Genomic DNA, 26,876 nt, shown 5'->3' on the forward strand with positions numbered 1-26,876 from the left:
GTGCCTATAGACAGAAAGCATTCTAGTTATTAATAGCTACATTAAAGTTAACAAACGAATTGTTAAGGGCAAGGAAATGGCAACTCCTTTTTCTAGAGATTTGCTAATAATGTCAACAGAATATAATAGTTGCGATCGCAATGATTTTCTGTTTGATTAAACTCCTCAAGCCTACATTTTAAACAGTCGTTTTGCAATGATTGGCTTTCTTGCCTATTTAATTTGGGATTTAGTTAGCTATAGAGTTTTGTACTTGATTGGTTACGAGAGTATTTAAAGAATAAAAACCAACTTGATTAGGAAGGAAAAAACAATGAAAAGTCCCTCTACTGATTTACCAGCTGTTGCACCGGAATACAACGGTATAGACCGTAATGCATTTTTGTTTGGCTGGACACCCCAAGCCGAAATTTGGAACGGTCGCTTGGTGGCTATTGGCTTTGTTGCTTATTTGCTTTGGGATTTAGCTGGCTATAGCGTTGTTCGTGACGTTTTACACATAGTTGGCTACTAGAAATATTAAACACTTGAAAAATCACTAGATATTGGAGAAAAAAATGGCAACTCAAGAAACTCGTTCTTCTACTGATTTACCAGCTGTTGCACCGGAATACAATGGCATAGACCGCAATGCATTTTTGTTTGGTTGGACACCCCAAGCCGAAATTTGGAATGGTCGCTTGGCAGCTATTGGTTTTCTTGCCTATTTGCTTTGGGATTTAGCTGGTTATAGTGTCCTGCGCGACGTTTTACATCTGATCGGCTACTAGTCGTCTGCCACAAGCATTATGACAGGTTAAGATATGTTTGTAGTAAGCACTTAAGTGCTTATAGCGCTTCTCATTCAGAGACGGTACAATATTGCACCAATTTGGCAAATTTACCAAGATTGTTAATTTGTAGGTTGGGTTGAGTAACAAAACCCAACCTATACATTTTGATTTTTTAGCCTTAGCAGTATTGCATTGGCTTCTACAAATGCTTGCCAGTTTTCCACATATGACCTTTCAAAGTTTATTTATTGAGTGGCAAAAAAGTCACTTACAAGTAGGTGACTTTTCTCCGATCAAAATTTGACAAAAATTACTGAAATTTTAAAGAGTGATTATTCATCAATACTACTGGGAATACCCAAAACAGCACAGGGAAATTTAGAACCTAGTGCTTCAATCATCGGATGATTGACAGAGTTGCAACCTAGAAACAGAATATCAGCCGCTTCTGATTCAACAACTTTGCGAAGTTCTGTAGAAATGCAGCCAAACCGCAAATGAGATTTGAAAGAACCCTGCCATTCTTCAGCTAAACTCCGGGCTTGCCAGAGAATTATATCTGCTTGTTGTAGAGGAGCGATCGCTGTCTGTAATTTAGGTTGAGTCAATACCTGTGCGACAGACTTCGATACTTCACTAACTTCACATTCTAATGAAGATTGTTGTTGGGGAAAACTCAAGATATTTGGATACTGATTGCTTTGATTATTTTCTACTACATAAACGGCTTGAACTGTAACTTCTGTATTGGTGGCCAAACGCGTTTGATGGGCAATCCAAAAGGCAATATCTAATGCCGTATGACTGTTGGGAGATGCATCATAAGCAACAATCAGATTAACTGCTTTCGCCTTTTGAGGTTTTTTAAAAAAAGGTTTGTTTGGTTGTGGCAACAGTACCATTTGTTCAATTAAGTCATCTCGGCCTGTGGCACTTTGCAGACGTGCTAACATTGGCTTAATTTGCACAGCTTTACTTCTCCTAATGAAATGAATTAGCAATGAGAAGCAGGGCGACCAATTTTATATTTTGAATTTCGGCTAGGCTCAGTCGAAGGATTTTAGATTGAGTGACGATAACCAAAATTTCAAATCTTAAATTAGTCAAGGAAACCCCAATAATAACTGTATTACAGCCAAGGTCTTGGGGGTTCCTTCCATTGCCTACGGAGTTAGCTGACGGGCTAAGACTGGAAGGTGTCTCTCTCTTAGAAGTGCTGAGTCCTGAGTGCTGAGTGTTGAGTTAATATTAATATTTATTAACTTCTGACTCTTAACTCCTCATTTTCTATGAGATACGCCCCACAATATGGTTCCTCCGTTCCAAATGCAGCTTTCATGGATTTGAATTAGGCTACCCGCTAAAAAAATGATAATCTAATTTACTCGTCTTGGGCAAAATATCGATCGAGGAAATTTAAGGCGTGGTTGCGGAGTTCAAAATACTCTTTTGAGTTTCGCATGGCGGCGCGATCGCGTGGATGCTCAAAAGGAACTTCTAAAATCTCCCCGATATTAGCAGCTGGGCCATTGGTCATCAAAACGATGCGATCGGACATATAAATTGCTTCGTCTACATCGTGGGTAATCATCATCACTGCTTGACGATTATTTTCCCAAATATCCAATACCTGCCGCTGCAATTTACCACGAGTTAGTGCATCTAGTGCCCCAAAAGGTTCATCCATCAGCAACATTTTGGGACGAATAGCTAAGGCTCTGGCAATACCTACTCTTTGTTTCATACCTCCAGAAATTTCATCGGGATATTTGTCAGCCGCCGCCGTCAAGTTTACCATTGCCAAGTGTTGATTTACAATGCTGATTTTTTCAGAGCGATTAGCATTTTTTAACACTTCATCCACGGCTAAACGGATATTTTCTCGCACTGTTAACCAAGGTAACAGTGAATAGTTCTGAAATACCATCATTCTTTCGGCTCCCGGCTGACGAATTTCTTTCCCATCTAGCCTGACTGAGCCGGAAGTGGCTTTTTCTAAACCAGCTACTATCTTTAGTAGAGTTGATTTCCCACAACCTGAGTGACCAATTACAGAAATATATTCATCTTCATCAATCGTCAGATTAACCCCATCTAAAACGACAAAGTTATCTTTATCTGGTGTCGGATAAGACTTGACTAAATTTTCAATTTCTAAAAATCCCCTCCGGGGCATGACTTCAGTTTGGGTATTAATAGGTAATGAGGTATATTCCATCATCAAAATGCTCCGGAAATAATTTAGTCATCAATCAAAATTTCAACTTGGAATTTAAGACATGAAAAAGCGAGTGGGAGCATTAGCCCTGATGGCAAAACTATTCAGATAACCCACAGGATCGCTGGGGTCGAAGCCTTTCTTATCTATAAATACTTCTGGTGGTTCGACCTTGTAATCATCCTTGGGACACTTAATGCCCATTTCAGACGCTATCTCCCGATATAAATCTGTTCTCCAGCCAAGTTCTGCTAGTTTCTCGGCATTTTTAGGGAATTTATGAATTTGTCCCCATCGTGCTGCTTGTGTCATTAACCAGATGCTTCTCGATCTCCATAAGAATGTTGAGTGTTCTCCTGGCTGTTTGGGAAGGTTGTCAGGAATATCGAAGAAAATCGTGGTGTCAGCAGCTTTGATGGTGCGGTCTTTGCCGTCAAAGCCGCCATAGTTATAGTTGCCAAGAATTCCGGGACTTGTAAATTTCGCGATTGGGGCATCTTTTTTTTTGGGTCTAGCACCTGTAAAGGAACGTTCTGTAAGTAGTTCGGCTACTTCTTGGCGGTTTTCTACTTTGCTGCAATATTGGCAAGCTTCAATCATCGCCTTGACGAGGGAACGATAAGTTTTGGGATATTTATCAATAAAAGATTCCATTACTCCCAATAAACGATCTGGGTGTCCCAACCAGACTTCTTTACCTTGGGCGAAGGTAAAGCCGATGTTTTCGTTACCTGTTATTGCTCGTGTATTCCAGGGTTCTGCAACCATATAAGCTTGCATCGCACCAATCCGCACGTTTGTTACCATTTGCGGGGGCGGAACGATGATGATCCGAAACTCTTTAAGCGGATCGACACCCGCAGCAGCGGATAAGTAACGAATAAAGTATTCGTAAATGGAGGAACTCAAAACAACCGCCCAAACTTTGCCTTCTGGCGGTTGCTTGTCAAAGTAGCCTCGGAAATCGCGCCCAAAGGCTTCTAGCGCGCCATCACCATATTGTTCTTGGTACTCATACCACGGACGCAGCCCAAAATCCCACATGGCTTTGTCCATTGTCATGGCGTTACCGTGGCGGTGAATGGTCATGGCTGCACATAAGGGGGCGTGGCGTGCGCCTTCGGCACCAATTCTGGCGTTAGTGACGGCACCGGATACTACAGGTGAAGCATCCAGGCGACCAAAAATTACACCGTCGCGGGAAGTGGCCCAACTGGCTTCGCGGTTGAGTGTGACGTTCAAACCATACTTACGAAAGAAGCCTTTTTTCCAGGCGATCGCAAATGGCGCACAATCATTAACGGGAACGTAACCAATGGTCAAATCGGATTTTTCTAGGTCTTGCGATCTAACTACTGGTTGTACAGCTAAGGCTTCTTCAGTTAGTCCTTTGGCGGATCTATCTCCTGAAATCGCACAGGAAGATAACGCTATTCCGGTTGTGGTTGCTCCGATTCCTTTGATAAAGTCTCGTCGAGTCCAGTTATTATCACCCATTTTTGTAGCTCCATTGGTGATTAATTGCTCGCACGAAAGCGCACAGTTAATCAGTATGTTGATGTCTTGGCAGAAAAAGTTTAATTAGTTAGAAGCTGTAGGACGGCGAGTTACTAATTCTTGGATTTTGCCCACAGCGTAATCAAGAATCAATCCAGTTAAGCCAATTATGAACACAGCTAAAAAGACTGAACTTAAATTTAAGCGACTCCATTCATCCCAAACAAAAAAGCCGATACCAATACCGCCTGTGAGCATTTCCACAGCAACGATAACCAGCCAAGCTATCCCTAAACTAATTCGTAAGCCCGTAAAAATATACGGTAAACTTGCAGGCAAAATTATTTTTGTAATCCGTCGCCAATGCGGCATTCCCAAAACTCGTGCCACATCTAAATAATCTTGTGGAACGCTAGAAACTCCTAAGGCGGTATTAATAATTGTTGGCCATAAGGAAGTAATAAAGATGACAAAAATGGCTGAAGGTTCTGCTAAGTTGAAAATTGCTAAGGCAATGGGTAGCCAAGCAAGGGGCGATACAGGTTTAAAAATTTGCACGATCGGATTAAGCGCTAGCATTGCCGGTTTTGACATGCCAATTAGAAACCCCAGAGGAATCGCTACTAGCGCACCCAACAAAAAGCCTATTAATACTCGACGCAGACTTGCTATCAACAACCAACCAATTCCTAAGTTGCCTGGGCCTCGCTCATAGAAGGGATTTAAAATATAGTCTAGATTAGCGATTAAAGCTTCTGGTGGGGTGGGCATCAATTCATGGTTGGCAAGTGCAACAATCCACCACAACACAATTATTCCCAAGAAACCCAATATAGGTAGAAAGAAAACATCCCTGACAATAACAGGTTTTGTTTTTTTCCAAGCAGCTTGTCCAGCGATCGCCGCGATCGCAGCCAAATTTAGTTGAAATATCATTTACGACCTCAACAGATTTAAGTGCAGGTACAAAAAATCCGAGCAGTACCAGCCTTGGACACCGATGAGATCGGAACATTATAAAAATGCCGTCTCTTCAGTCTCCTCTCAATGCCTACGAAGTTAGCTGACGGGCTAGGGCTGAGAGATGCCCTTCACAAGAAAGTTATGAGTTATGAGTTATAAGTTATGAGTTACAAATTTAAGTATTTAGTAAACTAACTTCTAACTCCTTACTTCCAACTCATCACTTTCTATGAGATACGCCCCACAATTTGGTTCCTCCGCTCCAGCGTTATGTACTGTGACACGCCGAATTAGGCTGACTTACTCTAATGGATACTAAATTATGCACAATATAACATCGATCCTCAGTAAAAGCCATCTATCTTATGATAATTGTTGTTTATTTTAATACTTAAATTAAATGTTAATAACTAGCTAACAGCAATAAATAATACCTGTATATCTAGTTGTGTTGTGAGTGAACTCCTTGCACAGACAGCTAAACAATATATTCAAGTCAGTATCAAGAATATTACGTGCTTAATTAATATTTTTTAATAGAAAACAAAATATACCGATAAAATTTTATATACGGCTACTTAATTAGCAAACAAAATAACATATATAATATATTCCTTTTGGTAGGTGAACTATATTGTTAAATTTGGTAAAAACCGACCGCACTCGCTAAACTAATTGGATATGGAAGTTCACTCATCTATCTTTTAGCTGAATTTAACATAATGGATTTTAGTCAATTACTGGCTGAGAAAACGGATACCATCGTTGATAAATGGATTTTAGCGGTTCGCAAGGATAGACGGATTGAAAGTGCTGATGACCTATCTTATACAGCGGTAAAGGATCACGTCCCTGATGTTTTGAAAGCTATGGTGACAGTGCTTTCAAAATTTCAGGATAATGACATTCAGTCAATAGTTACTGCCAGTTTTCAGCATGGAGCTATTCGTGCCGAACAAGGCTTTGATCCAGCAGAAATCGCTAGAGAATATCATCTGCTGCGAACAATAATACTTGATGCTCTACAAGCAGATTTATTGGAGGGAACACCTGTAGAGATAATTCGTTCTATGCGTTTGATTGACGCTATCCTAGACGAAGCGATCGCTCGATGTTTCAAGAGTTATGTTGAAGAACGCTTGCGGGAATTACAGAAGTTACAAGCATCACTAACGCTCCACAATGAAGAACTCACGCGGTTAATTAGCGCCAATCAAGAGTATCTTTCCCAACTAGCCCACGAATTAAAACATCCTCTAACTTCTATTATTGGTTATTCGGATCTATTTTTACGCCAACAACGACGAAAGGCTGATATAAAAGACAACTTTAGCAATTTAGAACATATTGAGCGGGTACTACGCAATGGTAGACAGTTACTCCATTTAATCAATGATGTACTAGAACTTTCCCGCTATGAGGCAGGACAGACAAAAATCCAATTAGCGCCTACCGATGTGCGGGAATTAATCGATAATATCTGTCAAATGTTGGAACCTTTAGCTGCGGGAAAAAATTTACAAATTGTAGTCGATTGCGATCGCATCCCTGAAAAATTAATCACAGATTCGTTTCAGTTGCAACAGATTATTACAAATCTTCTTAGTAATGCGATTCGTTATACAGAGTCGGGGACTATTATTATCATGTGTCAGATGTTGGAGAAGCAGAGATGGGCGATCGCAGTTTCTGACACTGGAATTGGCATTGCACCCGAAAACCAAGCCCAGATATTTGAACCCTACTTTCGCGTCAGTTCTAGCGATCGCCCCTATCTTCCTGATAGTACAGGATTGGGATTAGCGATCGTCTCGCGTTTAGTAAAACTATTGCAAGGTCAAATTAACCTAGCCTCACAAGTAGGCGTTGGTTCTACTTTCACCGCAATTTTTCCTTTAGAAGTGGAGTTTTAAAAGTCACGGTAACACAAGCAAAGTCCACCTCCGTGGACTAATACAAAATCAAGGGTTTTAAACCCACGAAGGTGGGTTTTGTATTTCGACTCCGCTCAACACAAGTCTGTATAGCCGCGATTTCAATCGCCGGGGCTTTACAAACATCCTCTTAGGGATGATGTCTACCATCCCCATTTTTTATTTTTCGATTTCATCTATTTCTTTGGGAACCCCCGCAGTTAACACCTCATGTCCCCCAGATGTAACTAACACATCATCTTCAATCCGAATGCCAATCCCAACCCATCGAGGATCGGTCTGTGGCTGGTCTTCTGCTAGTTTGGTATCTGGCACAATATATAGTCCCGGTTCCACTGTCAAAATTTGACCTGGTTGTAAAATTTGTGGTTTGTCTTCACCATGCTGGTAAACACCGACATCATGGACATCCAAACCTAACCAATGACTGGTACGATGCATATAATATGGTTTGTATTTCTCTTCTTCAATTAACTTATCAATTTCACCCTTGAGAATGCCAAGTTCGACTAAACCTTCTGTGAGAACGCGCACTGCTGTATCGTGAACTAACTTGAAAGGATTACCTGGTTGGACTTGAGCGATCGCTTGTTTTTGCGCCTCCAAAACAATCTCATACAATGTCTTTTGTTCTGGCGTAAACTTACCTCCAACTGGAAATGTCCGGGTAATATCCGAGTTGTAATAACCATAGGCACAACCAGCATCAATGAGCAGTAATTCTCCATCCTGCATTTGACGATTATTTTCAATGTAATGGAGTACGCAAGCATTAACACCAGATGCCACAATCGAAGGATAAGCAGGCCCCATTCCACCCCGGACTCGAAAGATCCGTTCCATCTCCGCCTGGATTTCGTACTCATAACGTCCCGGTGCAGCAATTTCTTGAGCGTAATTGTGTGCTTCAGTGGCGATCGCAGCTGCTTGACGCATCAATTCCAACTCAGCTTCGCTTTTGATCAATCTCATGCTGTTGAGGACAGGGCCAGTATCTTCAATAGCGATCGGCCCTGTACCGCGCTTCGGATAAGTCCGCAATAAACTTTGGTAATGTCTTAGAATTTGGTCGTTAAAAGTGCGATCGCGTCCTAAGTGATAGTAAATCCGGCTAGCTTTTTCCAAATACTGCGGTAACTTTTCATCTAACTCGCTAATGGGATACGCTTCATCAGCACCATAAATTTCTTTTGCTGCATCTACCCCACAAAGATAACCAGTCCATACTTCCTTTTCGCGATCCTTTGGTTGGACGAACAGCACAAACCGATGTTCTGAATGATGCGGCGCTAACACTGCTACTGCTTGTGGCTCATTAAAACCAGTCAAGTAAAAAAAATCACTTTCTTGGCGATAAACATACTCGACATCGTTGTGCATCACTGCCATTGGCGCACTGCGAAAAATGGCTGTTCCATCACCAATTTTTGCCATTAATTGCTCGCGACGCTGCCGATATTCTGCTTGCATAGTTGATGTACTTTTAAAAAGTATAGTATTATTTGACACTTTTAGCAACTAACAAATGCACAGATGATGCTTCTTAGTAGCTGCTAATCTAAGTTATTCTAACCAATATTTGTTTCCACTCAAGTTATAAATCAGTGGAGAATAATCAATTATCTGGAAAGACTCAGATCCCTGACTTCTTTAAGAAGTCGGGGATCTTGTTGTTATCGAAGATTTTAGGATATTCATGAAGTTAAATAAGTTTTAAACGTTTATTTTATACAAAATTTGGTATTTCATCAAAGGTAAGATTATACAAACAAAATATATTAGGAATAATGTAGCGATCGCTTCTATCTTAGTTAATTTTATCTAATTAAACATAGAATAACTTTCTGATTCGTAGGTAGATTTTTGATCCAGCCTTCAAATGTCAAAGAAGATAGATAAAGTAATAATTTTTATCTATAAATAATCATATATAGATTACAAAACATATTTGGCAAATGCTTATATAGAACTTGTAAATTTTAAAATAATAGTTTAAAACAAACAAATATTTATCTTCAAAGAGTGACATTAATAAAGAAAAAATAGTTATAAAAACAAATTGAAACCCAGGTAAATGTTATTTCGTTACAGAAATAGATTGCCAAAAAAAGTTAAATAAATATGACAGCCAATAATAAAAATTCACCATGCCTGAACATCAAAATTCCTCACCCTTAGCTTTGAATACATCTCGATTAGCATCAGATTCTTTTGCAAAATCAGAAATATTGACAAATTCTCTTAAGAGTTTAAATTATGATTTGGGGTTTGGAAATAAGAGTTCTTCACTAGCACTAGAAAGTCAACCAGTGACTGTGCCTGTTAAAACGTCAGCAAATCCCAATCCTAATCCTTACTTAACTAGTGCGGCGATTACTCCTGACTTTAACGGTGATGGCAAAACAGACAAAGTTTGGGTCAATTCTTCAACTGGTGAGATTATCATTCGGTTGATGGATGGCACAAAAGTTATCGAACAGGGTTCTTTGGGTCAATTTGACCTATCCGCCTATGATTACAAAATTGCTGACTTCAATGCTGATGGCAAAACCGACTTCTTATTACGCAATAAGACAACCGGTGAGAATAGCGTTGTCCTGATGGATGGCACCAAAGTTGGTAGTGCAGCTGCTCTAAGTAGCGTCGATCCAGCTTGGACTCCTCAGATTGGCGATTTCAATGGCGATCGCAAAACCGATATCTTCTGGCATAATACCACAACTGGCGAGAATGCTATTTGGGAGATGGATGGCAGTACAGTTCTGAATGCAACGGTTCTAGACAATACAGATCCAGCATTAACTCCTACCATTGTTGATTTTGACGGCAATGGTAAGAGTGACATCTTCTGGCGCAATGCCACAACAGGCGATAACACAGCTTGGTTTATGGATGGGACGCAAAAGACTGAATTTGCTCTACAATCACAAGATGCCGCCTGGACTCCTAGCCTTGGTGATTTCAACGGCGACTTTAAGACAGACATTCTGTGGAGAAACGCCCAAACAGGTGAAAATAAGGTTTGGACGATGAATGGCATCTTAGTCACAGAGGGTGCTTTGGGCACACTTGACTCATCCTGGACTTCCAAAATTGGTGACTTCAACGGTGATGGCAAGACTGATATCTTCTGGCACAATGGCACCACAGGTGAGAATACCGCTTGGTTGATGGATGGCACAACAGTTGCGACTGAAGCTTTCTTACCAGCTAATAACGCGGCCTTGACACCATCTCTTGGCGATTTCAATGGCGATGGCAAGACTGATATCTACTGGCGCGATCAGACAGCAGGTACAGACAACATTTGGACTATAAATGAAACGACAGCAGTTGAGACTCCCATCAGCGACGCAGATAAGCTGACCGGAGAGTGGTATACGTTCTAAAATTAGAATTCAGAATTCAGAATTCAGAATTCAGAATTCAGGAGATGGAGGCAGGAGTCATTATTTTCCCCCTGCTTCCTCTGCTTCTTGCCTAGTCGCCAATCCCCAGTCCCCTTTATTCAAAATTTGTAACTTAAAACTTGAATCTCGCCATTCTCCGGCAAATCTTTAGGGCTAATAGAAATACTATCTGTACTGCTACGCCGCACTTTCATACCTTGCATTAAGGTTAGAAAATTATCTATTGGTGAAAGATCGCATTTAGCAGCATCAGCAGCCTGTGTCCGGTAATGAGTCGGAATAACTAACTTGGGATTTAATACTTGAACAGCCTGCTTTGCTTCCTCAGCATTGTAGGCTTTTGCACTGCCTCCCACTGGAATAAATGCCACATCGGGACGCCCCATCAGGATTTTTTGCTCAATAGAAATGGGTGCAGCAGCCCCGCCTAAGTGTAGGATATTAATTCCGCCTTGCTTCCAACTCCAAGCAGTATTTGAGCCAAACTGCTTACCACCTTTGCGATCGTGGTCTATAGCAATTCCTTGGAACTTAATGCCTTTAAACTCATAAACTCCTGGTTCATAGATGAGTTTTGCATTTCCTGGTAGTACATCCACAGCACCTTCATCTAGCAGTTGGCTGCTAATCAGTACCAAATCTGCTGCAACTTTTGGGGGACGATACTTAGCAGTACAACCGATTGACCGAAATGGATTGACGAGAACTTTCGCACCGCCACCAGTAAAAAGAAAGCAAGTATGACCCAACCACTGAACTGATAAACCGCTAGATTGTGCGTCAGCTTGAGATTCAGAACCCAAAGTAGTAACTAAAGCTGTGGCCAACCCCGCCCCAGCATAGCCCATCAACTGTCGTCGTTTCATTAATTATGCTCTTGACTGTAACTGTTGGAGAAAATTTCGCAATAACTGTTTTCCTGAAGATGTCAGGACACTCTCTGGATGAAACTGGACGCCCTGAATGTGAGGATAGTTCCGGTGTCGCACTCCCATAATGGTGTTATCTTCAACCCAAGCGGTAATTTCTAACACATCTGGGCAAGTCTCACGTTCGATTACCAAACTATGATACCTGGTGGCGGTCAGAGGATTTTCTAATCCCCGGAAAACCCCCACTCCAGTGTGAGATACCTGAGAGGTTTTGCCATGCATCAACTCTGGAGCAGGAATTATTGTACCACCGAACACTTGACCAATGCTTTGATGTCCCAAACAGACACCTAAAATTGGTAACTCTTGTCCTAGCTGTTCAATCAATTCTAAAGAAATGCCAGCATCTTCCGGGCGACCAGGCCCAGGAGAAATAACTACAGCGTCCGGCTTTAATGCCTGAATTTCATCTATGGATATCTTGTCGTTACGAAAAACCTTAATATCATCTGCCACTGGGAACTCTGATGCCAATTCTCCCAGATACTGCACTAAATTATATGTAAAACTATCGTAATTATCGATAACTATAATCAAAGTTTATAACTCCTAACTTCTATCACTCATCAGTTGCAACAGCATAGACAAATATCTCATACTAAGTGAGTGGGCGTGAATAATTAAAGGTTTGTAGTAAGTAACTTTAGCCCTTAAAATAGAGTTAAAGTCGGTTGCTATGAACCAATTTAATTAATTTCAGATTGCATAACATAGTTTGATTTATTCTTGCCTACTTATTTATTTGTTCGCTAGATGTAAAAATAACCCTAAAGTGGACACGTAAATATGAAGCGGCTATTCTCTGATAAGCCACTTGTTCAATTTTAAATTGCTTATAATGTGTTCTCTAGGGGATCGGACAGATCCTCTGATCGGCTCACTTGTTGCAATGCCTGCGGTGGTCACTGAACTTTGTCGTACACTTGCCTACAGCACGCTGTTCGCGTTCGTGAAAGCAAGCTACGCGCAGCGTCTCATAGAGAAGTGCGGGCTACGTTCGAGCAAATCACCTCTACAAAGTCGATATAATTAACCTTACCAGAGGAGGGAGCAATAGCGTACCTGCTACTAGCATCGCTACGAAAGCAGAGACAAGCACTGCACCAGCCGCACAATCTTTAGCAATTTTTGCCAAATCATGGTATGTCTGCTTAACGGTTAAGTCCACAACAGACTCAAGCGCTGTATTTAGTAACTCTAATGCTAAAACTAAGCCACTAGTTATACCAATTACCGCTATTTCCACCGCTTGCAGATGCAAAAAAACGCTTAAAGCGATAGCCATTGCACAAACACTTACGTGGATGCGAAAATTACGTTGAGTTTGAAAACTATAGCTGATTCCAGCCCAAGCATATTTAAAACTAATAAATAAATTAGAGGCTACTTTCCAGGAGAATTCCCGTTCGTTAGACACCAGTGTTTGTAACGAGGTAGGCGTTGGTGATGGAGAAATTTTTTGGGACATAGACTTAAAAACACAAGAACAGAGTTGCTACAGTGGGAATATTCGCCGATCTTAATGGCAGAATTAACTTTGAGGCAATCTTTAAGCAAATTTCCACAGAAGTATTATAAAAGTATTACCCAAAATTAACATTAAGAGATACTTCAATTACTGCTATTCCATGTCAATAGCAATACCTATTGCATTCAGCAATCCCACTTGCTGTTTTAACATTCGCTCCAAACTTTTTTCATCAGGATGATCCCAGCCCAACAGGTGCAATAAACCGTGAGCAGCTAACCAAGCTAGCTCAGTTGATAAGCTATGTTCCTGTTGTTGAGCTTGGCGCTGTGCTGTATCTACAGACACAATAATATCACCTAAGTATAATGGTACAGAGGCAAGCATTTCTTTGCTTTGAGGAAAATCCACCTCCAAAGCAGCAAAGGCTAAAACGTCTGTCGGCTTATTTTGCTGACGATATTGAGCATTCAGTTCTTGAATTTGCAAGTCATCTGTCAAACGCAGTCCAATTTCATAACTTGGCGCTGGTGGAATCTGAGGGTGAAGTATTTCCAACCAGTGATTAAACCAGTTTTCCCAAGTTTCAGGGGTAATTCGGGCATTAGTCTCGTCAATTTTTACAGATGTTGTCGGGGACAACTCATAAAAATACTCCTCCACATATAGTTCAACTCTCAGGGGCACACAGTCTCCTTGTCTGAGGTTTACGATTAGTCGTTAGTGAGTGAGGTAAGCAAGACCAACAAGCAGAGCTAAAAGCCCTACAGCAGTCAATCCAAAATGCTTTAAAGAAGTTCCACCCTTCCGCACCATGTTTCGCATGGCAAGTTTGACGTAGCTAGGTTGAGGTTCTGTTGAAGGTGAGTTGCTCATAGTTATTTGTCTACAGACTCTTTTATAACTGTAACAGTTGGTCTGGGGTAGAATTGCGATCGCCCATAGATTGCGAAAGCGTTTCTGTGTGAAACGCCTTCGCAATCTGGGTGTTATGTAATGAGCAATTTTATGCCAGAGTGTTTTCTACTAGTTTATTTTCTTGGCGCAGATAAGCTTGAATGAATGTATCAAGTTCGCCATTTATCACATCGCCAATCGCTGTTGTTTCCGTGTTTGTACGCAAATCTTTCACCATTTGATAAGGGTGAAACACATAGTTACGGATTTGGTTTCCCCAGGAGGCTTCTACCATATCGCCACGAATTTCGGCAATTTCTTGGGCGCGTTGCTCTTTGGCTATGACCAACAGCTTTGCTTTGAGGCGATTTAAGGCTTTTTCTTTATTTTGCAGCTGCGATCGCTCTTCTGTACAGCGCACGGCAAGACCCGTGGGCAGGTGAACAATCCGCACCGCAGTTTCTACTTTATTGACATTTTGCCCGCCTTTACCACCAGAGCGAGTTGTGGTGATTTCCAAATCTTTATCTGGAATATCCAATTGCACAGAGTTGTCAATCTGTGGCATTACTTCCACCCCTGCAAAACTGGTTTGTCGCTTGCCGTTAGCATTAAAAGGTGAAATCCGCACTAAGCGATGTGTACCCATTTCTGAACGCAAGTAACCATAAGCGTAGCGACCGGTAATTTCTAGGGTTGCCGATTTAATTCCGGCTTCATCACCCTCCGACTCTTCCGCTAAAGTTACCTTATAGCCGTGAGCTTCGCCCCAACGGGTGTACATCCGCATTAACATAAATGCCCAGTCTTGAGCATCTGTGCCACCAGCACCAGCAGTAATAGTCAATACAGCACCTTCGGCATCATAGGGGCCAGAAAGTAACTGTTGTAACTCCCACTGATCTAGGTCGCGATTGAGTTTAGTGATGGTAGATTCTGCTTCTTGGAGTAGCGCCTCATCGGTTTCTAACTCCAACAACTCAACAACTGCCTTAGTATCTTCGAGATTGGCGTGCCAGCGATCGTATTGCTGAAGATGAGCTTTCAGATCGTTAAGTTCTTGCAGCGTTTGTTGGGCCTGGGTTTGGTCATTCCAAAATTCTGGCTGTGCTGATATTTTTTCGAGGTCTTGAATTTTGGCTGTCAGTGCGGGTACGTCAAAGATAGTCCTGGGTTTTACCCAGGCGGCCAGACAACGTTTCGATTTCGCGTTTTAGTTCTAAAACTTCCATAGTGCTTGCTGTAATGAGAGATAGAGCGCTTTGGATTGGAAAATTGCTCTTTATTTTACTTATGTTTCTTGATTTTAGCTGTAGTTGAGCAAATTTTTTCTACACTACTTATATAAGTTACAAAAGTGACCTGAAATTATCAAGGGCTTCTTGGGTCACTGAAGTAGTGTGAAGCTGTTGCAGATAGGCTTTGATAAAGAAATCGATTTTACCATCTAAAACCTCTGCCGCAGCAGGTGTTTCTACATTGGTACGTAAATCTTTCACCTTGGTGTAAGGATGCAAGATATATTCACGGATAAGCTTGCTGGATAGAGATTTTATCTTTCCGGGTTGAATTTCATCAAGCTGGACATTTTGGGCTAGTGCATAGGCGTAGCCCGTCGTAGACATCGCAAACAGTTTACTCTTGAGAATAGCCAGGGCTTTCTCTTTGTTTTGCAGCTGGCTACGCTCTTGGTTACACGATACACTAATCCCAGTCGGAATGTGAACCATCTTTACCCATGTTTCTGTTCGGTTGACATTCCCCCGATGGCGATAAAAAGTAATTTCCAAATCTTTCTCTGGAATCTCAAAATCAATAGACTCATCTAAAATCGGGCTGACTTCTACACTGGCTAGGCAAGTATGCCGTCTGCCATTACCATCAACAGGAGAAATTCGCTCTATTCTTGCATGAGTTCCTTGTTCCGATTTTAGCCAGCCATAAGCATAACGCCCTGTAATTTCTAGGGTGGCATGTTTGAACCCTCCTAAATCACCTGCTGACTCTTGCACTAGATACACTTTATGGTTATGATTTACTGCCCAACGATGGTATAGGTGTAATAACATAGCTGCCCAGTCTTGAGCATCTATACTTCCAACCTCAGCCGTAATTGCCAAGAATGCCCCCTTTTGGTCGCAGGGATCGGACAGGAATTGTTCTATTTCTAGTGTTTCGAGTTCTTTTTGGAGTTGAGTTAGGTTGGTTTGCGCCTCTTGCAATAATTCTTCATCAGCAGATAATTCTAGTAGTTCTAGTGCAGCTTTGATATCTTCTAGAATGAAGTGCGATCGCTGATATTGTTTCTTCTTAGCGTTGAGGAATTCAATTTCTTGAAGTTTCTGATAGTAAGTGACAGAATTATGCCAGAAAGTAGGTTGAGAAATTAATTGATTCAACTCTTGAATTTTTGCACTCAGTTCTGGGAGGTCAAAGACAGCCTTCAGCCTTGGTCAAGATATTAGACAACCTTTCTACTTCAATTTTGATATTTAAGAGTTCAAGCATAGTTTTGCTCACTTGAGGCTTAACTTATCTATATATCCTACTATTAAAACGATGAAAAAACCGTGGTCGCTAAAAATTTAACCACGGTTTTACCCTTATAAAACTTGACTTTTGTTACTGTCTACAAACAATTAATCGCGGCCATTGATGGCAATTAGCAACCGCAAGATAAAGACAAACAAGTTTATGTAAGTTAAGTACATCGACAAAGCAGCAGGCAAATATTGGTCATCGCTGTAAGTGCGGGGCAAGATGTAGAAATCGACAACAGAAACCCCAACAAACAGGAATACTCCCAAACCAGAGATGGCAATTTCTAACCAATTTGGCGCGTAAACACCAAACATGGCAAATCCGAATTGGGCAAGACACACAACCACCAAGGCAATGACACCAAGATTCATGGTTTTCGTCAAAGCCATACCATCTTGTTCAGAAAGATTTGAACCAATTTGACGGGCAGCAATAAAGGTGACACCACAACCAAGAGCAGCTAAACCAATGCCTTGAATGCCAACGCCTTGGGATCTCAAAGCGACAAATACCAAGCCACTGAGAGTATATCCAGACAACAGGCTGTAGGTTGCCAACAGGGGTAGTGCAAGACCCTTATTACCTTTTTGGGCAACATTTTGGGCAACAAAAAACAAAATTAACTCCAAAATCACCGCACCAATGAAGGTGGGAAAGAATATTTCGGGGTTAGTACGGATAATTCCTAAACCGCCATAGGTTCCTAATGCGGTTAGCACCAATCCACCACCGACATAGGGGAGGGCGTTGGCAATCACGTTTGGGCCAACGAGAGCGTGAGATTTAGCCTCACGGATAGCTTCACGAAAATTACTGGTATTGCTCATATTGAAAAACTGTTTTTTAGGAAAACGTTGTGCTTATTCCTATTCTTACCAATCTTTGCCGTTAACGGACAAGGATTTAATATCGTTGCCAAATCTGAAGGGCGGCTTTGTTGTTGAAAATTAGAGTCCTCAGTTTTTGAGGATTTTACAGCATCTTTAGTACTGATAGCATACTCTTTACCCTTGATTGCAACCTATTTTGCGATTAATTCAGTACCGATCCAATACTTGTCGGGTTTTGGGGAAAAGGGGAAAGAAAAAACCTTTAACCTTTTCCCCAAATCCAATTCCGAGTTAAAAATCCACAAAGCGTGCAGTATTGACTACCGATCCACTTGCACTCAGTATGACAGATGACTATTAGGTAAGTGATGCATTTTTCAGCATAAATAGCTAGTTTTTGTTGCAAAAGCTAAAGATTATTTACCATTCAACAGTTATATAAAAGCAAAAATCACCTGTAATAAAGGGGTTCGCAAAATCATGCGTACAAATACTGAATTGTAGAGTTAGACCCTTAACAAGTTCAGTGAAACGACGATGGCTTATTCTTCCCTGACTCAGCAAAATAATAACAGCTTAGAAGAAAATATACGCAGCTCCATTTTCTCAGGAATAGGAGTTACAACAAAGGTAATTTATATGGCAACAAGTGAGTCCTCTTTACGAACTGATGGTATAGAATTATTGCACTTGTATCACCAGAATCCATCTATTAAACTTCGTAATAAACTTGTACAGTTACATACTGGCTTAGTACGGAAGATGGCTCATAAATTCAGCCATCAATGCAATGAACCTTATGAAGATTTAGAACAAATTGGGTATTTTGGTTTGATTAGAGCTATTGAGCGTTTCGATCCTAGCCAAGGATATGCTTTTAGTTCCTTTGCAGTGCCATATATTCGCGGTGAGATGCTGCACTTTTTGCGCGATCGCAGTACTCTATTAAAAATTCCCCGTCGTTGGCAAGAATTATACAATGAAGGACAAAAGATTCGCAAGGATTTATCAATCTCTTTAGGTCGCCCGCCCAAGGATGCTGAAATTGCCAGCCAACTTCGGGTATCTGTACAAGAATGGCAAGAAACCAAATTAGCTGCTCAAAATCGGATGCCTTTGAGTTTAGATGCAACCGCAGTTAACTATGTTGATTGCCAAATAACCTTGGGTGAGGCACTTCCTTGTCCTCGTTCTCATGTACTTCTGCAACAAGAAGAAGAACGCCAACAACTGCAAGGCGCAATCAATATGTTAGAAGAAAAGCCCCGCATGGCAGTTGAAATGGTATTCTTGAAGGAACTTTCTCGCAAGGATGCAGCTAAGAACATTGGTACTAGTCCAATGACAGTAACCCGCTATCTCCAAAAGGGAATCCAAGATTTGATTTGCTACTTACAACCACAGGTAATGCCTACTGGATCGTAGTCGTGCTAAGTCAAAAATCCAATGACTAATGACTAATGACTAATGACAAATTATCTAGATTTTAAATCAGCGATCGCACCTTTGGTCATAGCAGCAATAGCTCGATCTGTCGCTTTCGGCAAATGATAATATTTACCGCCTGCTGTTTGCGATAATTCTTTAGCAAACCCAGTAGACACAAATTTACTTTCTGTATCAATTACTAATAGTTGCATTCCCAAAGCACGGATTCTCGCAGCAATTTCTAATAATTCTCCTTTGATATCTGGCTTTTCTCCTGCTTCTAGCTGTTCGCCCAAAGAACGCGCTAAAGGAATATTACCTCGCCCATCGGTGATTGCTACAAGGACAACTTGCCCAATATCTCCACTCATCTGAGCATTTAAGCCGACGCGCACAGCCTGAGTTAAACCATGTGCTAAGGGCGAACCCCCGCCACAGGGCAACCTTTCCAAACGGTTACGCGCCAAAGCAATAGAACGTGTTGGAGGCAATAATACCTCGGCTTGTTCTCCCCGGAAGGGAATTAATGCTATTTGATCGCGGTTTTGATAAGCTTCTGTCAACAGTTGCATCACCGCACCCTTAGCTGATTGCATTCGATTCAGTGCCATTGAGCCAGAAGCATCTACCACAAATACTACCAACGCCCCAGCTTTACGTACCAGGCGTTTTGAACGAATATCAGCCTGCTCGACAATAACTTTTCTTTCTGGGTGTCTTTCTCTTCGTGATTTTTGATAAGGAGCCGCAGCTCTCAAGGTGGCATCTACTGCAATGCGTCGCGCTTTCCCCTTGGGTAACATTGGCTTAATGTAGCGTCCTCTGTCATCAGAAAAGATGACACTGCGACTACCAGATTTACCTTGCCGCTTCGCTGTTTGAGTAAAGTAAAGCACGCTGTCATCAAGAATTACCCCTTCTGGATCAAAGATAAACTCTTCCGGGATGCTGGGAGGTTCTTGCTCTTGATTTTCTTCCTGTTCTTCTTGTTCCTCTTCCTCTTCAGATTCGTCTGGAGGTTCTTCTTGATTTTGTTGCGGCGGCGGAGGCGGAGGTGGTGCTCGATCTGGTGGTGGTGTCTGCACAACTGTGGCGCGTGGTACAATTACCAGTTCCACCGCACGGCGCAAATCTTCGGCATTAACTGTTGTTCGTCCCTCTAAAGCCGCAGCAGCTTTAGCAACCCGCGTGGCGAATAACTCGGCGCGATGTCCTTGAACTCCGCCGCGAATGGACTCATCCACTAAATAGGCAATTTGTTCGTGGGTGATGATTACTTCTTTGAGCCATTCCCGCGCTAAGATGATTTGAGTTTTGAGGGAGTCTAAATCTTCGTTGTACTGTTGGAGAAAATCTTGGGGAGATTTAGAATAGGCGATCGCTTGATCGACTGCTTCTACTCTTTGATCTAAGCCGAGTACACCATCAGCAGAGAGTGCGATCGCAATTCTATCTAATAAATGCTCCCGTAATCCGCCTTCTTCTGGATTGTAGGTGGCAATAAATAGGGATTTGCACGGATGCTGAAAACTAATTCCTTCCCGTTCGATCTGGTTGCGTCCCTCAGATAATACTGTTAAAAGCTGATTTGATATTTGGTCATCTAATAAATTAATTTCATCTACGTACAGTACACCTCGGTTAGCTGTAGCGAGTAATCCAGGCTGAAAAATAGTATCACCTTGTTTTACCGACTTTTCCACATCCACTGAACCGAGGAGTCGGTCTTCGGTGATACCTAGAGGAATTTGCAAAAAAGGCGCGGGAATGATTTCGACGGGAACATCTTGAATGTCTTTGTCTGCGTACTCCGCCAAAAGTTGATCGTCCCAATCATCTGGGTAGTTGGGGTCACAATTACTGATTGAACCTTTGACAACTTCAATCGGCGGTAGTAGAGCGTGGATAGCACGAGCCATTACAGATTTTGCCGTACCGCGACGACCTGCGATCGCCACTCCTCCCAAACCAGGATCGACAGCTGCTAACAGCAAGGCTAATTTAATTGCTTCTTGACCGACTACGGCTGTTAAGGGAAAAGCAGCGATCGTGGGATTAATAGTAGGCGCAGGCATTGTTTGCTTTCTTAGCGAGTCTCGGCCTTTAGCATACCAATTTCTGACACATTTAGAATAAGTATTATGGCAATGAGATCAAAGGTAAGGTTATGAGTATTGCTCAGGCTAAACGCTTCACACTGGATGAATACCACAAGCTTGGAGAATTGGGCTTTTTCCATGAAGATGACCACATTGAATTAATCAACGGGGAAATTATTGAAATGGCATCCAAAGGTAAAGCCCATGAAACTTGTTTAAGAAAACTGTGGAAGGAACTCCCCAAAATACTGGGAGACAAGGCTACTTTGCAATCACAAGCGCCGATTGCTTTGCCACCTAACAGTGAACCTGAGCCTGATTTTGCGATTGTTCAAAACCGTGCTGATGATTATCTATCGGCTCACCCTAAAGCAGCTGATGTGTTATTGGTGATGCAAGTTTCCGATTCTTCTTTAGCTTATGACCAAGATGTGAAAATACCTCTCTATGCTAAAGCCGGTATTACTAATTATTGGATATTTAATTTATTCGATAATTATTTGGAAGCTTACAGTGAACCATATCAGGATAATCAAGGCAGATATGGTTATTCAAATAAGCGAATTTTCTTATCAAATGAGATAATAACTTTTCCCTGCTTCCCTGATTTATCTCTTGATTTAACTAAGGTGTTTCCGCCAAAGCTTAATTTGTAAACTTTGTTATAGGATTCAGTCATAAGACAAAGGAGTAAGTTTTATGGCTTATAGTGATTTTAAATTTATTGAAGTTATTGATTATTTTGGGTTAGTTATCCACGAGTCATTTGGGCTATTCGCAAATGTGCAGGAGCAAGAATGTAGCGATTTATTATCTACTCTTCTTAAGGAAAATGTTGATTTAGCAGTAGCGATCGGTTCGCAAAAAGCTCGAAGTGAAATGATAATCAGTCCAATTTTATTAGAAATTAGACGCAAATTTAATTATGAAATAAGTTTGTTTTCTGGAGTTGATTTTACTGTTGATAGCCAGCGAGGATTAAACGGATTTTGTGATTTTATATTGAGTCTTTCTTCGGAACAGTTGCTTGTCCGAAGTCCGGTGATTGTCCTAGTAGAAAGTAAAAATGAGAATTTGAGGTCTGGTTTAGCACAATGTATTGCTGGAATGGTAGCGGCTCAGTTATTTAACGAGAGAGGTGGAAATCAAATAAAAGCTATATATGGTGCTGTTACTATCGGTACTATTTGGCAATTTCTCAAGCTTGAAGGTAATGTAGTTTCGATTGACTTAAGTGAATATTATATTAAGGATATTAAAAAAATTTTAGGTATTTTGTATGGTGCGATCGCGCAAAGTAAACCGTAAATTATTTATTGACTCAAAAAATGGTAGTTGTGAAAGAATACCATAGATGATTCTTAAAGTTGATGGATAACAGGCGATATCTTACGAGAAGCGACTACGCGTCTATGCTTTTACGAAATCTTCATAAGTAACCATATTGACATCCAGCATCAGATATGAAAATATTTACTTAAGGCAGCAAAATAACCGCACTCTAAAGCGCAAGTTTTTGGTGTTGTCTCAGCAGCAGAATTCCTAGTTTCCTGCCGAGCTTCGTGTCATCCCTTCGGCTGAGTATTCAGTCCAATGTCAGGTCAACTGATTGAGTAGACTTTCAACAACTGATTGAGTAGACTTTCAACGGGAAGACAAGATGTTTGGATGAATGATTCAGGGGAAAGGATGACGCGAAACTTGGTAGGAAGTCAGGAGTTCTACGGCTGAGACTTGAACCAAACGAAAGCGACGGTAGAGAGCTTTATCGCAGGTAATACTTTTTGAGTACAAATTCCTCGTATAAAGCCTTCCTACTGCTAAATGTGTAATTTGTTGAAGCTGTCCAGTTCACCAAAGAATACTGGATACATTACAATGCCACACGCTAATCAATCTTCCAATAGACAAACAAACCAGCAGCAACTAAAAGTTGGTATCTATTGCGATTTTCAAAATGTTTATTTAAGTCAAAATATAGCAAGTTCATTGCTGGCTTTTGCCAAAGGAAGGGGGAGTTTAATTATTAGAAGGGTCTACTATAATTCACTATTTGAAAACCAGGTTTCTGCAAAAGAGAATCTCCAACGTATTGGTTTTCAATGTGAAGATGTTACCTGCTCTTTAAAAAACAGTGCAGACAATCAACTTAAATCTGATTTAATTGATGATGTATATAACAATCATTCCCCAGATACTTTTATCCTTGTGTCAGGAGATGGCGACTTTGCAAATCCAGTTAAATTCCTGCAAGATAAGGATAAAAATGTCATAATTTTTGCACGACGAGGCAATGTAAAACAAAGTCTGAAAAACCTTGCTGATGAACTTTACTTTGTAGATGAATTGCCTCAATTGGTTGTCAATAATACTCAGCTTGAAACCACTGAGATTGAGTTTCAAATTAATTACAATGACGCTGTTAAGTACCTAATTGAATCTACTAAAATTTCTTTAAGTCAAGGCAAATCTACCGTATTTGGATACATTGACAATTTGATGCGTCAGCGTTGCCATAAATATCAGGGCTTTTCCTCTATTTCTATGTCTGACGGCAAGAAGTTTAAAAACTTTAGTCAGTTTGTTGATGCTGCTGTAAGAGATGGTAAAGTCCAAAGGCAAGGTCAGAAATTGTTTTTAGTTGAGTTAGACAAACTAGCTGCTTAAAAGAGCTTTTAAAAACCCAGTTGAGTCAAAGCTGGATTTTACCAATACCGCTATATGCGGTTTTTTCATATCTGAAGACAATAGCACCCATAAAGTTTCCCAACAATCAATTTCTGCAATAAGACACAAGATAAAATGCACAAACTTCTAATATTCCAGGATGAAAAACTTCTACGCCGTGCGCTTACCCACCGTTCTTACGTCCATGAAAACCCCGGAGAAGGCGAACACAACGAACGCCTAGAGTTTCTTGGTGATGCTTTGCTGAATTTCCTAAGTGGCGAATATCTCTATGGTCGTCATGCAGAAATGGGAGAAGATGAATTAACCCGGCGGCGTTCGGCGCTTGTAGATGAAAAGCAATTAGCAAAATTCGCTGAGGAAGTGGGTTTAGACTTTAGAATGCGGTTAGGAAAAGGCGCAATTCGAGATGGAGGCTACCAAAATCCTAATTTGCTCAGTAGTACCTTTGAAGCAGTTCTTGGTGCTTACTATTTGGATAATCAGTCCAATATCGAAACAGTTCGCGAAATTATAGAACCACTATTTGATTCTGTAGATCCTAAGCATATAATTGTATCTCGTTCTAATGTAGATTCAAAAAATCGCTTTCAAGAATGGGTGCAACGCAATGTTACTCCAAATCCCCCCAAATATTTCACAGACCAAATAGGAGGCCCTTCTCATGCGCCAGAATTCATCGCCAAAGTATTGGTAGATGAAAAGATTTATGGAGAAGGTAAGGGACGCAATAAAAAAGAGGCTGAAAAAGCTGCTGCGGAAGATGCCCTAGCTAAGTTGAAAAAACAAGGTTTGTTATAGAGTTTATGGGTTCATAAATTTTGAGAATTTTAAAATTAGAAACTTTCTAACACTGAAAAAACGCAAAAAAATGAGGGTGGAGTATACCATCCTCATTTTATTTTTTGTCACTTTACTCAATTCCAGCTACTATCTGGAATTGAGTCAAATATTATAGTTGCGGTACGTACTGTTGCTTCTCAGGTACTTCAGTGTACTCAGCTACAATCTGGCGGAATTCTTCGCCGTCAATGGTTTCTTTTTCAATGAGCAAATCTACTAAGCGATCGGTGACAGTGCGATGGTCACGGATGATCTTCTTAGCATTATCGTAGCACTGCTCAACAATTTCTTTGACTTGTCCATCAATGCGGGAAGCAATAGATTCAGAATACTCAGATCGGGTTGTCCAGTCACGACCCAAGAATACTTCTCCCTGCTGGCTTTCTAATGACAGTGGACCTAAGTCGGACATCCCGAACCGAGTCACCATTTGCCGCGCCATTCCCGATAACTGCTGCAAGTCTCCACCAGCGCCAGTGGTAACTTCCGCAGCGCCAAAAATCACCTCTTCAGCAGCGCGACCACCCAAAGCACCAGTAATTCTTGCTTTGAGTTGAGAACGAGAAATTAACCCTTGTTCTTCATTGGGCGTAAACCAAGTTAAACCCTGTGCTTGTCCCCGTGGAATTAAGGTAACTTTCTGTACTGGGTCATGGTCTTTTAACAAAGTCCCAACTAAGGCGTGTCCAATTTCGTGGTAAGCAATTAAGCGCTTGCTCTTGCTATCTACCAATGGAGTACCTTCCATCCCTGCAACTACCCGATCCACCGCATCATCAATTTCGCGGAGGGTGATGGCTTCTTTGCGTCTTCTCGCAGTCAAAATTGCTGCTTCGTTGAGTAAGTTTGCTAAGTCAGCACCAGTAAATCCAGGAGTGCGGCGAGCGATCGCATCTAAAGATACGCTAGGGTCTAGTTTCTTATTTCGCGCATGGACTTGTAAGATTTCCAAACGCCCTTTGATATCGGGTGCATCAACTGTTACTTGGCGGTCAAAGCGACCGGGACGCAACAAAGCTGAGTCTAGTACATCGGGACGGTTGGTAGCAGCAATAATAATGATGCCTGTGTTACCTTCAAACCCGTCCATTTCGGTGAGCAATTGGTTGAGGGTTTGCTCTCTCTCGTCGTTACCGCCGCCGATACCAGCGCCCCGTTGCCGTCCTACGGCGTCGATTTCATCGATGAAGATAATACAAGGGGCATTGTCTTTAGCTTTCTTGAACAAGTCGCGGACGCGGGATGCACCCACACCAACGAACATTTCCACAAATTCCGAACCGGAAATACTGAAGAAAGGTACGCCTGCTTCACCTGCGATCGCTTTTGCGAGTAAAGTTTTACCAGTTCCAGGAGGTCCAACTAATAGCACTCCCTTGGGAATCCGTGCGCCTACAGCCGTAAATCTTTCTGGCTGCTTCAGGAAGGTGACGACTTCTTGCAATTCTTCTTTAGCTTCTTCGATTCCAGCTACGTCGTCAAATTTGACGCCGGTTTTTGCCTCCATTTGGAAACGCGCTTTAGATTTGCCAAAGTTCATTGCTTGACCTGGGCCGCCGGGAAGGTTGCTAGAACGCCGGAACAAAAAGAACAACCCAGTAATCAATAAAACTGGAAAGATGAGATTGCCCAACAATCCCCAAATTGCACCATCATTGCGCATCGGGTGAGCATCAAAACTAATGGCTTTTTCTTTGAGCTTGCTAATTAACTCAGGAGCGTTAACAGGCAAATCCACACGCCACCTTTGGACATGATTTTCCAGGTCTGGATCGCGGGCTTCTATAATTGCTGTCCTACCGCCTTCGTAAAGATCCACACTGTTGACGCGATCGCTGTCCAAGTATTCTAGAAAGCGACCGTAAGTCATGCGGGTATTAGCTGTATTCTTACTCATGTCAGCAGGTGCGCCTGCAAACGCCCCTTGCCAGAAGAAAAAGCCAATTACCAAAGCCGGCAACGTCCAGAGTGCTACGACTTTCCAAGAGAATTTCATTTTAATTTGCCTCTAGATGCCTATACAACTCGTTAGCTCTAGTAACCTAAGTTCAATCACTCTGTCACTTTAAGCTGTTAAACGGATGTTTATAAATCCATTTTGTTTAATTCGATCTGTTAGATGCACTGCCATAAAGCGATTAGAGCATTATGGCGATGCCAACAAGAATCTTAATCAAAGTTAACTTAATTTTAATACAATATCGCACGAGAAAAGGGAGTGCAACGCGATGCAAAGACAGAGAGAATTTCTCCAGAATGCTCCTTGTATCGTTCAAGCCGCTCTCAATAATGATTGTGGAGACTGGGGACTAGGGAGACAAGGGGACAAGGGGGAATTATTAGACTTCTTGGCAA

Annotated in this window: 24 protein-coding genes and 2 riboswitches; of the genes, 9 read left to right on the forward strand and 15 right to left on the reverse strand. The window is 41.5% G+C overall.

What is annotated here, in order from left to right:
- Positions 1-313: 313 nt before the first annotated feature.
- Together RM368_RS02605 and RM368_RS02610 are read left to right on the forward strand one after the other, a co-directional pair.
- The gene (locus tag RM368_RS02605; protein ID WP_322692596.1) at positions 314-514 is read left to right on the forward strand and encodes a high light inducible protein; all 201 of its coding nucleotides are present in this window, start codon (positions 314-316) and stop codon (positions 512-514) included.
- Between the two features lie 43 nt (positions 515-557).
- Positions 558-770, forward strand: a complete 213-nt coding sequence (locus RM368_RS02610) for a high light inducible protein (protein ID WP_322692597.1) — start codon at positions 558-560, stop codon at positions 768-770.
- Between the two features lie 335 nt (positions 771-1,105).
- Here RM368_RS02610 and RM368_RS02615 read toward each other — a convergent pair whose 3' ends face one another.
- The 4 genes from RM368_RS02615 to ntrB form a co-directional block, all read right to left on the reverse strand.
- Positions 1,106-1,726, reverse strand: a complete 621-nt coding sequence (locus tag RM368_RS02615) for a universal stress protein (protein WP_322692641.1) — start codon at positions 1,724-1,726, stop codon at positions 1,106-1,108.
- A 195-nt stretch (positions 1,727-1,921) separates the two neighbouring features.
- Positions 1,922-2,138, reverse strand: a riboswitch (cyclic di-AMP (ydaO/yuaA leader).
- A 16-nt stretch (positions 2,139-2,154) separates the two neighbouring features.
- Positions 2,155-2,991, reverse strand: coding sequence for a nitrate ABC transporter ATP-binding protein (locus RM368_RS02620; RefSeq protein ID WP_322692642.1), 837 nt, complete (start codon positions 2,989-2,991; stop codon positions 2,155-2,157).
- 54 nt (positions 2,992-3,045) lie between these two features.
- Entirely contained in the window at positions 3,046-4,488 is a 1,443-nt protein-coding gene (locus tag RM368_RS02625; protein ID WP_322692598.1) for an ABC transporter substrate-binding protein, read from the reverse strand.
- A gap of 84 nt (positions 4,489-4,572) precedes the next feature.
- On the reverse strand, positions 4,573-5,424 hold the full coding sequence (gene ntrB / locus RM368_RS02630; RefSeq protein ID WP_322692599.1) for a nitrate ABC transporter permease: 852 nt from the start codon (positions 5,422-5,424) through the stop codon (positions 4,573-4,575).
- 97 nt (positions 5,425-5,521) lie between these two features.
- Positions 5,522-5,758, reverse strand: a riboswitch (cyclic di-AMP (ydaO/yuaA leader).
- A 415-nt stretch (positions 5,759-6,173) separates the two neighbouring features.
- On the opposite strand from ntrB, the gene RM368_RS02635 reads away from it, so the two are divergent.
- Positions 6,174-7,364: a HAMP domain-containing sensor histidine kinase gene (locus RM368_RS02635; protein WP_322692600.1), complete on the forward strand. Its 1,191-nt coding sequence runs from the start codon at positions 6,174-6,176 to the stop codon at positions 7,362-7,364.
- Between the two features lie 180 nt (positions 7,365-7,544).
- Here the strand turns inward: RM368_RS02635 and RM368_RS02640 are convergent, their stop codons facing one another.
- Complete coding sequence (locus tag RM368_RS02640) at positions 7,545-8,855, reverse strand: aminopeptidase P N-terminal domain-containing protein (RefSeq protein ID WP_322692601.1); 1,311 nt, start codon at positions 8,853-8,855, stop codon at positions 7,545-7,547.
- A 677-nt stretch (positions 8,856-9,532) separates the two neighbouring features.
- Between RM368_RS02640 and RM368_RS02645 the strand changes: the two genes are divergently transcribed.
- Positions 9,533-10,774 carry a VCBS repeat-containing protein gene (locus tag RM368_RS02645; RefSeq protein WP_322692602.1) on the forward strand — a complete coding sequence of 414 codons (1,242 nt, stop codon included), beginning with the start codon at positions 9,533-9,535 and terminating at the stop codon, positions 10,772-10,774.
- 119 nt (positions 10,775-10,893) lie between these two features.
- On the opposite strand, the gene RM368_RS02650 is transcribed toward RM368_RS02645, so the two are convergent.
- The 8 genes from RM368_RS02650 to RM368_RS02685 form a co-directional block, all read right to left on the reverse strand.
- Positions 10,894-11,661, reverse strand: a complete 768-nt coding sequence (locus RM368_RS02650; RefSeq protein WP_322692603.1) for an MBL fold metallo-hydrolase — start codon at positions 11,659-11,661, stop codon at positions 10,894-10,896.
- Positions 11,662-11,664: 3 nt separating this feature from the next.
- Positions 11,665-12,264, reverse strand: a complete 600-nt coding sequence (locus RM368_RS02655) for an aminodeoxychorismate/anthranilate synthase component II (protein ID WP_322692604.1) — start codon at positions 12,262-12,264, stop codon at positions 11,665-11,667.
- Between the two features lie 475 nt (positions 12,265-12,739).
- Positions 12,740-13,195 (reverse strand): diacylglycerol kinase family protein, encoded by a 456-nt coding sequence (locus RM368_RS02660; RefSeq protein WP_322692605.1) that lies wholly within the window; start codon positions 13,193-13,195, stop codon positions 12,740-12,742.
- 153 nt (positions 13,196-13,348) lie between these two features.
- Positions 13,349-13,837: an rRNA maturation RNase YbeY gene (ybeY, locus tag RM368_RS02665; RefSeq protein ID WP_416211823.1), complete on the reverse strand. Its 489-nt coding sequence runs from the start codon at positions 13,835-13,837 to the stop codon at positions 13,349-13,351.
- Between the two features lie 78 nt (positions 13,838-13,915).
- Complete coding sequence (locus RM368_RS02670) at positions 13,916-14,071, reverse strand: DUF3285 domain-containing protein (protein WP_094350437.1); 156 nt, start codon at positions 14,069-14,071, stop codon at positions 13,916-13,918.
- A 130-nt stretch (positions 14,072-14,201) separates the two neighbouring features.
- Positions 14,202-15,324 (reverse strand): peptide chain release factor 2 gene (gene prfB / locus RM368_RS02675; RefSeq protein ID WP_322692606.1). Its coding sequence is split into 2 segments (ribosomal slippage): positions 14,202-15,251 and positions 15,253-15,324, totalling 1,122 coding nucleotides; the frame shifts between segments, so codons are not numbered across the junction.
- A 117-nt stretch (positions 15,325-15,441) separates the two neighbouring features.
- Positions 15,442-16,600, reverse strand: a protein-coding gene (locus tag RM368_RS02680) for a PCRF domain-containing protein (RefSeq protein ID WP_322692607.1) whose coding sequence is annotated in 2 segments (ribosomal slippage) — positions 15,442-16,524 and positions 16,526-16,600 — 1,158 coding nt in all. Because the reading frame shifts where the segments join, the coding sequence is not laid out codon by codon here.
- A gap of 131 nt (positions 16,601-16,731) precedes the next feature.
- Positions 16,732-17,460, reverse strand: a complete 729-nt coding sequence (locus tag RM368_RS02685; RefSeq protein WP_322692608.1) for a Bax inhibitor-1 family protein — start codon at positions 17,458-17,460, stop codon at positions 16,732-16,734.
- A gap of 642 nt (positions 17,461-18,102) precedes the next feature.
- On the opposite strand from RM368_RS02685, the gene RM368_RS02690 reads away from it, so the two are divergent.
- Positions 18,103-18,888 (forward strand): RNA polymerase sigma factor SigF, encoded by a 786-nt coding sequence (locus tag RM368_RS02690; RefSeq protein WP_229498888.1) that lies wholly within the window; start codon positions 18,103-18,105, stop codon positions 18,886-18,888.
- A 50-nt stretch (positions 18,889-18,938) separates the two neighbouring features.
- On the opposite strand, the gene bchD is transcribed toward RM368_RS02690, so the two are convergent.
- Positions 18,939-20,966 carry a magnesium chelatase ATPase subunit D gene (gene bchD / locus RM368_RS02695; RefSeq protein ID WP_322692609.1) on the reverse strand — a complete coding sequence of 676 codons (2,028 nt, stop codon included), beginning with the start codon at positions 20,964-20,966 and terminating at the stop codon, positions 18,939-18,941.
- A gap of 92 nt (positions 20,967-21,058) precedes the next feature.
- Here bchD and RM368_RS02700 point away from each other — a divergent pair, with 92 nt between their 5' ends.
- From RM368_RS02700 to rnc, 4 genes are all read left to right on the forward strand, one after another.
- A complete protein-coding gene (locus RM368_RS02700) occupies positions 21,059-21,646 on the forward strand; it encodes a Uma2 family endonuclease (RefSeq protein ID WP_322692610.1) in 588 nt (195 codons plus the stop codon).
- Between the two features lie 43 nt (positions 21,647-21,689).
- Positions 21,690-22,298: a hypothetical protein gene (locus tag RM368_RS02705; RefSeq protein WP_322692611.1), complete on the forward strand. Its 609-nt coding sequence runs from the start codon at positions 21,690-21,692 to the stop codon at positions 22,296-22,298.
- A 570-nt stretch (positions 22,299-22,868) separates the two neighbouring features.
- A complete protein-coding gene (locus tag RM368_RS02710; protein WP_322692612.1) occupies positions 22,869-23,657 on the forward strand; it encodes an NYN domain-containing protein in 789 nt (262 codons plus the stop codon).
- A gap of 135 nt (positions 23,658-23,792) precedes the next feature.
- Positions 23,793-24,479, forward strand: a complete 687-nt coding sequence (gene rnc / locus RM368_RS02715) for a ribonuclease III (RefSeq protein WP_322692613.1) — start codon at positions 23,793-23,795, stop codon at positions 24,477-24,479.
- 151 nt (positions 24,480-24,630) lie between these two features.
- On the opposite strand, the gene ftsH2 is transcribed toward rnc, so the two are convergent.
- Complete coding sequence (ftsH2, locus tag RM368_RS02720) at positions 24,631-26,517, reverse strand: ATP-dependent zinc metalloprotease FtsH2 (protein ID WP_322692614.1); 1,887 nt, start codon at positions 26,515-26,517, stop codon at positions 24,631-24,633.
- Positions 26,518-26,876 lie beyond the last annotated feature (359 nt).

The sequence above is a fragment of the Nostoc sp. DedSLP03 genome (genome assembly GCF_034530815.1).
Classification (GTDB): Bacteria; Cyanobacteriota; Cyanobacteriia; order Cyanobacteriales; family Nostocaceae; genus Nostoc.